The sequence below is a fragment of the Nonomuraea sp. NPDC050783 genome, from assembly GCF_040802095.1.
Lineage (GTDB): Bacteria > Actinomycetota > Actinomycetes > Streptosporangiales > Streptosporangiaceae > Nonomuraea.
The window spans coordinates 55,236-62,777 of the sequence record NZ_JBFAHK010000039.1 but is presented as its reverse complement, the minus strand read 5'-3'; the positions used below and the strand labels follow the sequence as shown (position 1 = coordinate 62,777).

The 7,542-nt window shown below is 74.1% G+C and carries 4 protein-coding genes; all 4 read left to right on the top strand.

The window, feature by feature from the left end; translation table 11 throughout:
* On the top strand, window positions 1-2,265 hold a 2,265-nt coding region (locus tag AB0H75_RS47610), incomplete at its 5' end, for a response regulator (protein WP_367808213.1).
* Between the two features lie 17 nt (window positions 2,266-2,282).
* A complete protein-coding gene (locus AB0H75_RS47605) occupies window positions 2,283-4,673 on the top strand; it encodes a SpoIIE family protein phosphatase (protein ID WP_367808211.1) in 2,391 nt (796 codons plus the stop codon).
* 26 nt (window positions 4,674-4,699) lie between these two features.
* Window positions 4,700-5,668 carry a hydroxyacid dehydrogenase gene (locus AB0H75_RS47600; RefSeq protein ID WP_367808209.1) on the top strand — a complete coding sequence of 323 codons (969 nt, stop codon included), beginning with the start codon at window positions 4,700-4,702 and terminating at the stop codon, window positions 5,666-5,668.
* 154 nt (window positions 5,669-5,822) lie between these two features.
* Complete coding sequence (locus AB0H75_RS47595; RefSeq protein ID WP_367808207.1) at window positions 5,823-7,529, top strand: carbohydrate-binding module family 20 domain-containing protein; 1,707 nt, start codon at window positions 5,823-5,825, stop codon at window positions 7,527-7,529.
* Window positions 7,530-7,542 lie beyond the last annotated feature (13 nt).

Below are 7,542 nucleotides of genomic sequence, written 5' to 3'. Positions count from 1 at the left end.
ATGAACGAGCTGGCGCCGCTGGTGTCGGCCCAGTACGGCGCGTTCTTCCTGGCCGAGGAGAGCGAGCTGAAGCTGATCAGCGCCTACGGCTACCCCGCCGACCCCAGCAGGCCGGTCCGCTTCCGGCTGGGCGAGGCCCTGGTCGGGCAGGCCGCCCGCAGCCGCCGCACGATCGCCATGAGCCGCCTGCCGAACGGCTACATCACCATCTCCTCCGGCCTCGGCAGCACCGACCCGGCCTCGGTGATCGTGCTGCCGATCATGGTCGAGGAGCAGGTGCTCGGCGTGATCGAGCTGGCCTCGGTGCAGGAGTTCACGCCCGTGCACCGGGCGTTCCTGGAACAGCTCATGGAGACGATCGGGGTCAACCTCAACACGATCGTGGCCAACGCGCGTACCGACGAGCTGCTGAAGGAGTCCCAGCGGCTGGCCGCCGAGCTGCAGGCCCGCTCGGAGGAGCTGCAGAGCCAGCAGGAGGAGCTGCAGCGCTCCAACGCCGAGCTGGAGGAGAAGGCCCGCCTGCTGGCCAGCCAGAACCAGGACATCGAGGCCAAGAACCTGGAGATCGAGCAGGCCAGGCAGGAGTTGGAGACGCGGGCGCACCAGCTCTCGCTGGCCTCCACCTACAAGAGCGAGTTCCTGGCCAACATGAGCCACGAGCTGCGCACGCCGCTCAACTCGCTGCTCATCCTGGCCCAGCTCCTGGCCCAGAACCACACGCGCAACCTGACCCCGAAGCAGGTCGAGTACGCCGGGATCATCCACTCGGCCGGCTCGGACCTGCTGCAGCTCATCAACGACATCCTCGACCTGTCGAAGGTCGAGGCGGGCAAGATGGACGTCAACCCCGAGTGGGTGCCGCTGCGCCGCCTGCTCGACTACGTCGAGGCCACCTTCCGGCCGATGACCGGCCAGAAGAGCCTGGACTTCCGGATCACCACGGCGCCGGGCGTGCCGGCCGAGCTGCTGACCGACGACTCGCGGCTGCGCCAGGTGCTGCGCAACCTGCTGTCCAACGCGGTCAAGTTCACCGAGACCGGCGGCGTCGAGCTGCGCATCGAGCCGGCCTCGGCCGCCGAGCTGCCCCTCGCGGTGCGGGCCAACGGCCCGGCCCTCGCGCTGCGCGTGGTGGACACCGGTGTCGGCATTCCCGAGCAGCAGCTCGAAGTGATCTTCGGGGCGTTCCAGCAGGCCGACGGCACCACCAGCCGCAAGTACGGCGGCACCGGGCTCGGCCTGTCGATCTCCCGCGAGATCGCCTACCTGCTCGGCGGGGCCGTCACCGTGCAGAGCACGCCGGGCCAGGGCAGCGTGTTCACGCTGTACCTGCCGGTGGCGCGGCCGGGCTTCGACGCCGTGCCCGGCCCGGAGGCGGGCGAGTCGCCGCCGGTCGAGGTGGGGGCGCCCGTGGGGCGGCGCCGGCTCGTGGTCGTCGAGGAGCGGCGGCACGGGCTGCTGGCGCTGGTGGCCGAGAGCGTCATGGGCGACCTGGCCGGCGCGCAGGGGGCGGGCGGCGGCCCGTTCGAGCTGGTCACGGCGGCCGGGGCCGAGGAGGCGCGGCGGCTGCTGGCCGACGAGCGCTGCCACTGCGTGGTGCTCGACCTCGACCTGCCCGAGCTGGCGGCGTACCGGCTGCTGGAGAGCATGGACGGCGACCCGCGCCTGCAGGGGACGCCGGTGCTGGCCTACAACAACTGGCGCGCGCACCCGCGGCACGAGGCCCGCCTGGCCAACCAGCCGCTGGAGCTACTGTCCAGCCTGGACGAGCTGCGCGAGCGCGTCGCCCTGCACCTGACGGCCGCCCAGCCCGGCGACGTGGTGCCGCTGGCGCGGCCGGGAACGGTCGAGGCGGCGGCCGGCCGGGAGATCGACAACACGCTGGCCGGCCGCACGGTGCTGGTGATCGACGACGACGCCCGCAACCTGTTCGCGCTCACCAGCATGCTGGAGATCCACGGCGTCAACGTGCTGCACGCCGAGAACGGCCGCAAGGGCATCGACACCCTGACCGCCCACCCCGAGACCGACCTGATCCTGATGGACGTGATGATGCCGGAGATGGACGGCTACGCCGCGACCGAGACGATCAGGTCGATGGCCCGGTACGCCGACCTGCCGATCATCGCGGTCACCGCCAAGGCCATGCCCGGCGACCAGGAGAAGAGCCTGGCCGCCGGGGCGAGCGACTACGTCACCAAGCCGGTGGACGCCGACCATCTCATCGACCGCATCCAGCACTGGCTGGCCCCGGCCGCCACCTCGTGAGGAAGACGGACGACAGGGTGAGGAACAGCGTGGACGACAGCGGCGTGGACGACAGCGTGGACGACGGCCCGGACGCCGCCCCGGAACCCGGCCCACAAGCCGGCCCGCAAGGCAGCGCGGACGGGAGCACGGATGGGAGCACGGACGGGAGCACGGACGGGAGCGGTCTCGGCAGGCTGGCCGCGACCGTCGAGCGGCTGCGGCGCGAGCTGGCGGCCTCCCGCCGTGCCGCCGACGACCGCGCGCTCATCGAGCTGGCCAAGGGCGTGCTGGTCGAGCGGCTGCGCTGCGGGCCCGCCCAGGCGGCCGAGCAGCTCGCCACGCTGGCGCAAAGGAGCGGCGTGCCGCAGGTCGAGCTGGCCGCCGACGTGGTCAACCAGGCCGCCCGCGACCGCATCAGCCAGGCCGCGCAGGCGGAGCCGGAGGTGTCGGTGCCGCTGCGGGCCGCCGAGAGCGCCGCGCTCGGCGCCACCGACACCCAGGTGGTGGCGTGCTCCCTGCTGGAGCACGCGCTGCCGCCGCTGGGCGCGACGGCGGTGGCGGTGTGGGCGGCCGGGCCGGACGCCTCGCTGTCGCTGGCCGGGTACGCCGGCTTCGGCCCGGAGGAGGCCAGGGGCTGGCAGCACGTGCCGCCCGGCGTGGCGACCACGGCCGGGCGCTCGCTGGCCGAGCGGCGCACGATCTGGCACGCCGACGGCGCCCTGCCGTCGATCGGCCGCCACCGCGCGGCCCCCGGCGGCCGGGTCACCGCGCCGATGGTCGCGGGCGGGCGGATGCTGGGCGTGCTGGAGCTGTGCTGGCCGCGCGCGCTGCCGGAGGCGCCGCCCCGGATCGAGCGGCAGATCGAGGCGCTGGCCGAGCTGTGCGCGCACACGCTGGCGGCGCCGCCCGCGCCGCCCGGGCGGCCGGCGCGGGCCCTGAGGGAGCTGGCCGACCTGGCCGACACGCTGCCCGACCCGGCGCTGGTGCTGCGGGCCCACCTGGACGAGCGGGGCACGCCGGCCGACTTCCGGGTGCAGCACGTCAACCGGCGGCTGGCGGGGGCGCCGGCGCTGGAGGCGTACCCGTTCAAGGCCGGAGGGCTGCTGCTGGAGGCGTTCCCGCTGGCGGCGGGCGGGCTGTTCGGGCGGATCGAGCACGTGCACGCGACCGGCGAGCCGTTCCGCTCGGAGCGCATGCCGCTGGCGCTGAGCGTGACGGGCGTGGCCGACGTCGGCATCACCCGGCACGGCGACGGCGTGCTGCTGGTGTGGCGCGACCACGACGAGGACGCCCGCATGGCCGGGCTGCTGGAGCACGCGCAGCGGCTCGGCCGCATCGGCGGGTTCGAGGAGAGCGCGGTCACCGGCGAGATCACCTGGAACGCCCAGCTCTACTCGCTGTACGGCCTGCCGCCGGGCGAGCCGCCGGTGCCGCTGGAGCGGCTGCGCGACCACGCCCATCCCGACGACGAGGTCACCGTCGGCCGTTTCCTGCGGACCGTGCTGCACCACCGGCGCATCGCCGCCGCCGCGTTCCGGCTGCGGCGGCCGGACGGCATGGCCCGGCACATGCGGGTGGTGGCCGAGCCGGTGTTCGGGCCGGACGGGCGGCTCATGGCGGTGCGGGGGGCCTACCAGGACATCTCCTCCCAGCACTGGACGGAGGTGGCGCTGTCCGTCACCCGCGACCAGCTCGCCCACACCGAGCAGCAGTCGGCCGAGCGCAACCGGCTGGCGTTGCAGCTCCAGCACGCGATCATGCCGCCGTCACACGGCACGGTGAACGCCGCGGACCTGCACATCGCCGTCCGTTACCGGCCCGCGCAGAAGGACCACCTGGTCGGGGGCGACTGGTACGACGTGGTCGGGCTGCCGTCCCAGCGCATCCTGCTGGCGGTCGGGGACGTCGCCGGGCACGGGGTCGAGGCGGCCACCGGCATGGTGGTGCTGCGCAACGCGCTGCGCGGCCTGGCCGCCACCGGGGCGGGGCCGGCCCGGCTCCTGGAGTGGCTCAACACGGTCGCCCACCACATGGCCGGCCGCATGACCGCCACGGCGGTGTGCGGCCTGTACGACCCGGCCAGCCGCGTCATGTCCTGGGCCAGGGCCGGGCACCTGCCGCCGATCCTGCTGCGCGAGGACGGCGGCTCGGAGCTGCCGATGCTCAAGGGGCCGCTGCTGGGGGCGTTCACGGACGCCGCGTACGAGGAGGGGCGGCTGCAGCTGCGGGCCGAGGACACGCTGCTGCTCTACACCGACGGCCTCATCGAGCGGCGCGACCACAACCTCCGCCACGCCCAGGACCGTCTGCTCACCATCGCCACCCGCACGGCCACCACTCTGGACCACCGCCTGGACGACCTGCTCATCCACTGCAACTCCGACACCGACGACGACACCTGCCTGATCGGCGTCCAGCTCCACTGAGCCGCCGCCCCTGGGATCATGGGCCCATGTTCGCGATCTTCGTCTTCGACCCGCCCTCGCTGGCCGCCCGCTTCTTCACCGACGAGCTGCTGGCCGAGCTGCGCCGGCACGTCGAGATCGATCCCGGGCTGGTCCTGACCCGGTACGCGGGGCCGGAGCTGGCGCGGGCCGAGATCCTGATCACCGGCTGGGGCGCTCCCCCGCTGGACGCCCGCGCCCTGGCGGCCGCGCCGCGGCTGCGGTACGTGGTGCACACGGCCGGCACGGTGAAGGGGCTGGCCGGGCCGGAGGTGTTCGCGCGCGGCGTCCAGGTCAGCTCGCAGGCGGCGGCCAACGCCGTGCCGGTGGCGGAGTACACGCTGGCGATGATCCTGCTGGCGAACAAGCAGGTGTGGCAGCTGTCGCGGGCCTACACCGCCGACCGCCGGCCGCCCGGCCTGGAGACGATCCTGTCGGCGGGCGGCAACGCGGGCCGCACGGTGGGCGTGATCGGCGCCTCGGCGGTCGGCCGCCGCCTGCTGGAGCTGCTGCGCCCGTTCGACCTGCGGACCCTGCTGTACGACCCGACCCTGGCCACCGCCGAGGGGCTGGGCGCCGAGCTGGTGGAGCTGCCGGAGCTGATGGCGCGCGGCGACGTGGTCACCGTGCACGCGCCCGCGCTGCCCGAGACCCGGCACCTGGTGGGGGCCGCCGAGCTGGCGCTGATGCGGCCGGGGGCGACGCTGATCAACACCGCCCGGCCGTCGCTGGTGGACCAGGACGCGCTCGCCAGGGCGGTGGCGGACGGCCGCATCCACGCGGTGCTGGACGTGATCGAGCCGGACGACGCCCTGTTCGACCTGCCCGGGGTGCTGCTCACCCCGCACCTGGCCGGATCGACAGGCACCGAGCTGCACCGGCTGGCGGCCGGGGCGGTGGCGGAGGTGGCCGCCGTCGCGGCGGGCCGCCCGCTGCGGCACGCGGTGGACCCGGCGACGCTCCACCTGAGGGCCTGACACCTTTCAGAAACTTTCACGAAACCATTGCACGCCGTCGGGTCCGTGGGTACCGTCCGGGCAACGTCCCTCGGAACGCGCCGGGCCCGGGTGTGGCGACACCCGGGCCCGGCCAGGGATCACATCCCTCGTACACCCCCACGGAGAGTGCACGATGAGAATCTACCGGACCCTCGCCGCCGGGCTGCTGGCCACCGGCCTCCTGACCGCCGGCCAGTCCCCCGCCCGCGCGGCCGCGCCGCCCGGCGGCGGCAAGGACGTCATCGCCAACCTCTGGAGCTGGAACTGGAACTCCGTCGCCCGCGAGTGCGCCGGCCACCTCGGCCCGGCCGGCTACGGCGGCGTCCAGGTCGCCCCGCCCCAGGACTCCCTCACCAAGGGCGGCGCGGTCTGGTGGGACGTCTACCAGCCCGCCGGCTACACGCTGACCAGCAAGCTCGGCGACGAGAGCCAGTTCGCCGCGATGGTCAGGGCCTGCCACGACGCCGGCGTGAAGGTCTACGCCGACGCCGTCGTCAACCACATGACCGGCCAGGGCAGCACCAGCTACGGCGGCCGGACGTTCACCAAGTACGCCTACCCCGGCCTGTACTCCCCGGCCGACTTCCACTACTACGCCGAGGACTGCGGCAACAGCGACAACCTCGTCCACGACGGCGACTACACCGGCAGCGCCCGCAACGTGCAGAACTGCGAGCTGGTCGGCCTGGCCGACCTGGAGACCGAGGACGGCTACGTCCGCGGGGCCGTCGCGGGCTACCTGAACAAGCTCGTCTCCCTCGGCGTGGACGGGTTCAGGATCGACGCGGCCAAGCACATCGCCCCCGCCGACCTGGCCGACATCTACGGCCGGCTGAACGGCTCGCCCTACATCTACCAGGAGGTCATCTACGGCTCCGGCGAGGCGGTCCAGCCCGGCCAGTACACCGGGCTCGGCGACGTGCTGGAGTTCCAGTACGGGCGCTACCTGCGCGAGAAGTTCGCCGGCGGCGCCATCGCGGACCTGCGCACGTTCGGCGCGTCGTGGGCCGGCATGCAGCCGTCGGGCAAGGCGGTCACGTTCGTGGCCAACCACGACACCGAGCGCGGCGGCGGCACGCTCAGCTACAAGGACGGGGCGGCGTACCGGCTGGCCACGCTCTTCCAGCTCGCCTGGGACTACGGCACGCCCCAGGTGTACGACGGCTTCACCTGGAGCGACCGCGAGGCCGGGCCGCCGCACTCCGGCGGGTTCGTCACCGACGCGGTGTGCGGCGCCGGCTGGCAGTGCCTGCACCGCGACCCGGCGGTCGAGGGCCTGGTGCGCTTCCACAACGCCGTCAGGGGCACGCCGGTCGCCAACTGGAGCTCCCCCGGCGCGAACGTCATCGCCTTCGGCCGCGGCGCCACGGGCTGGACCGCGCTCAACAACGGCGGCGGCGCCCACACCGGCACCTTCGCCACCGGCCTGTCCGCCGGCACCTACGCCGACCTGGCCGGCGGCGGCCTGGTCACCGTGGACTCCGCCGGCCGGGCCACGGTGACCGTGCCCGCGGGGGGCGCGGTCGCGATCCTCGCCGGGACGCCGTCCGCGCAGGTCGCGGTGACCTTCGACGTCACCGCGACGACCACCTGGGGCACGAACGTCTTCCTCGCCGGCTCCCTCGCCGCGCTCGGCGGCTGGGACCCCGCCAGGGCGGTCCCGCTGCCCCCGGCGGCCTACCCGGTGTGGAGCGCGACGGTCACGCTGCCCGCGAACACCACCTTCGAGTACAAGTTCATCAAGAAGGACGGCGGCGGCAACGTGACCTGGGAGAGCGGCGCGAACCGGACCCACAGCACCGGCTCGGCCGCCTCGACCGTCACCGCCACCTGGAAGTAACCGGGCGCGCCGC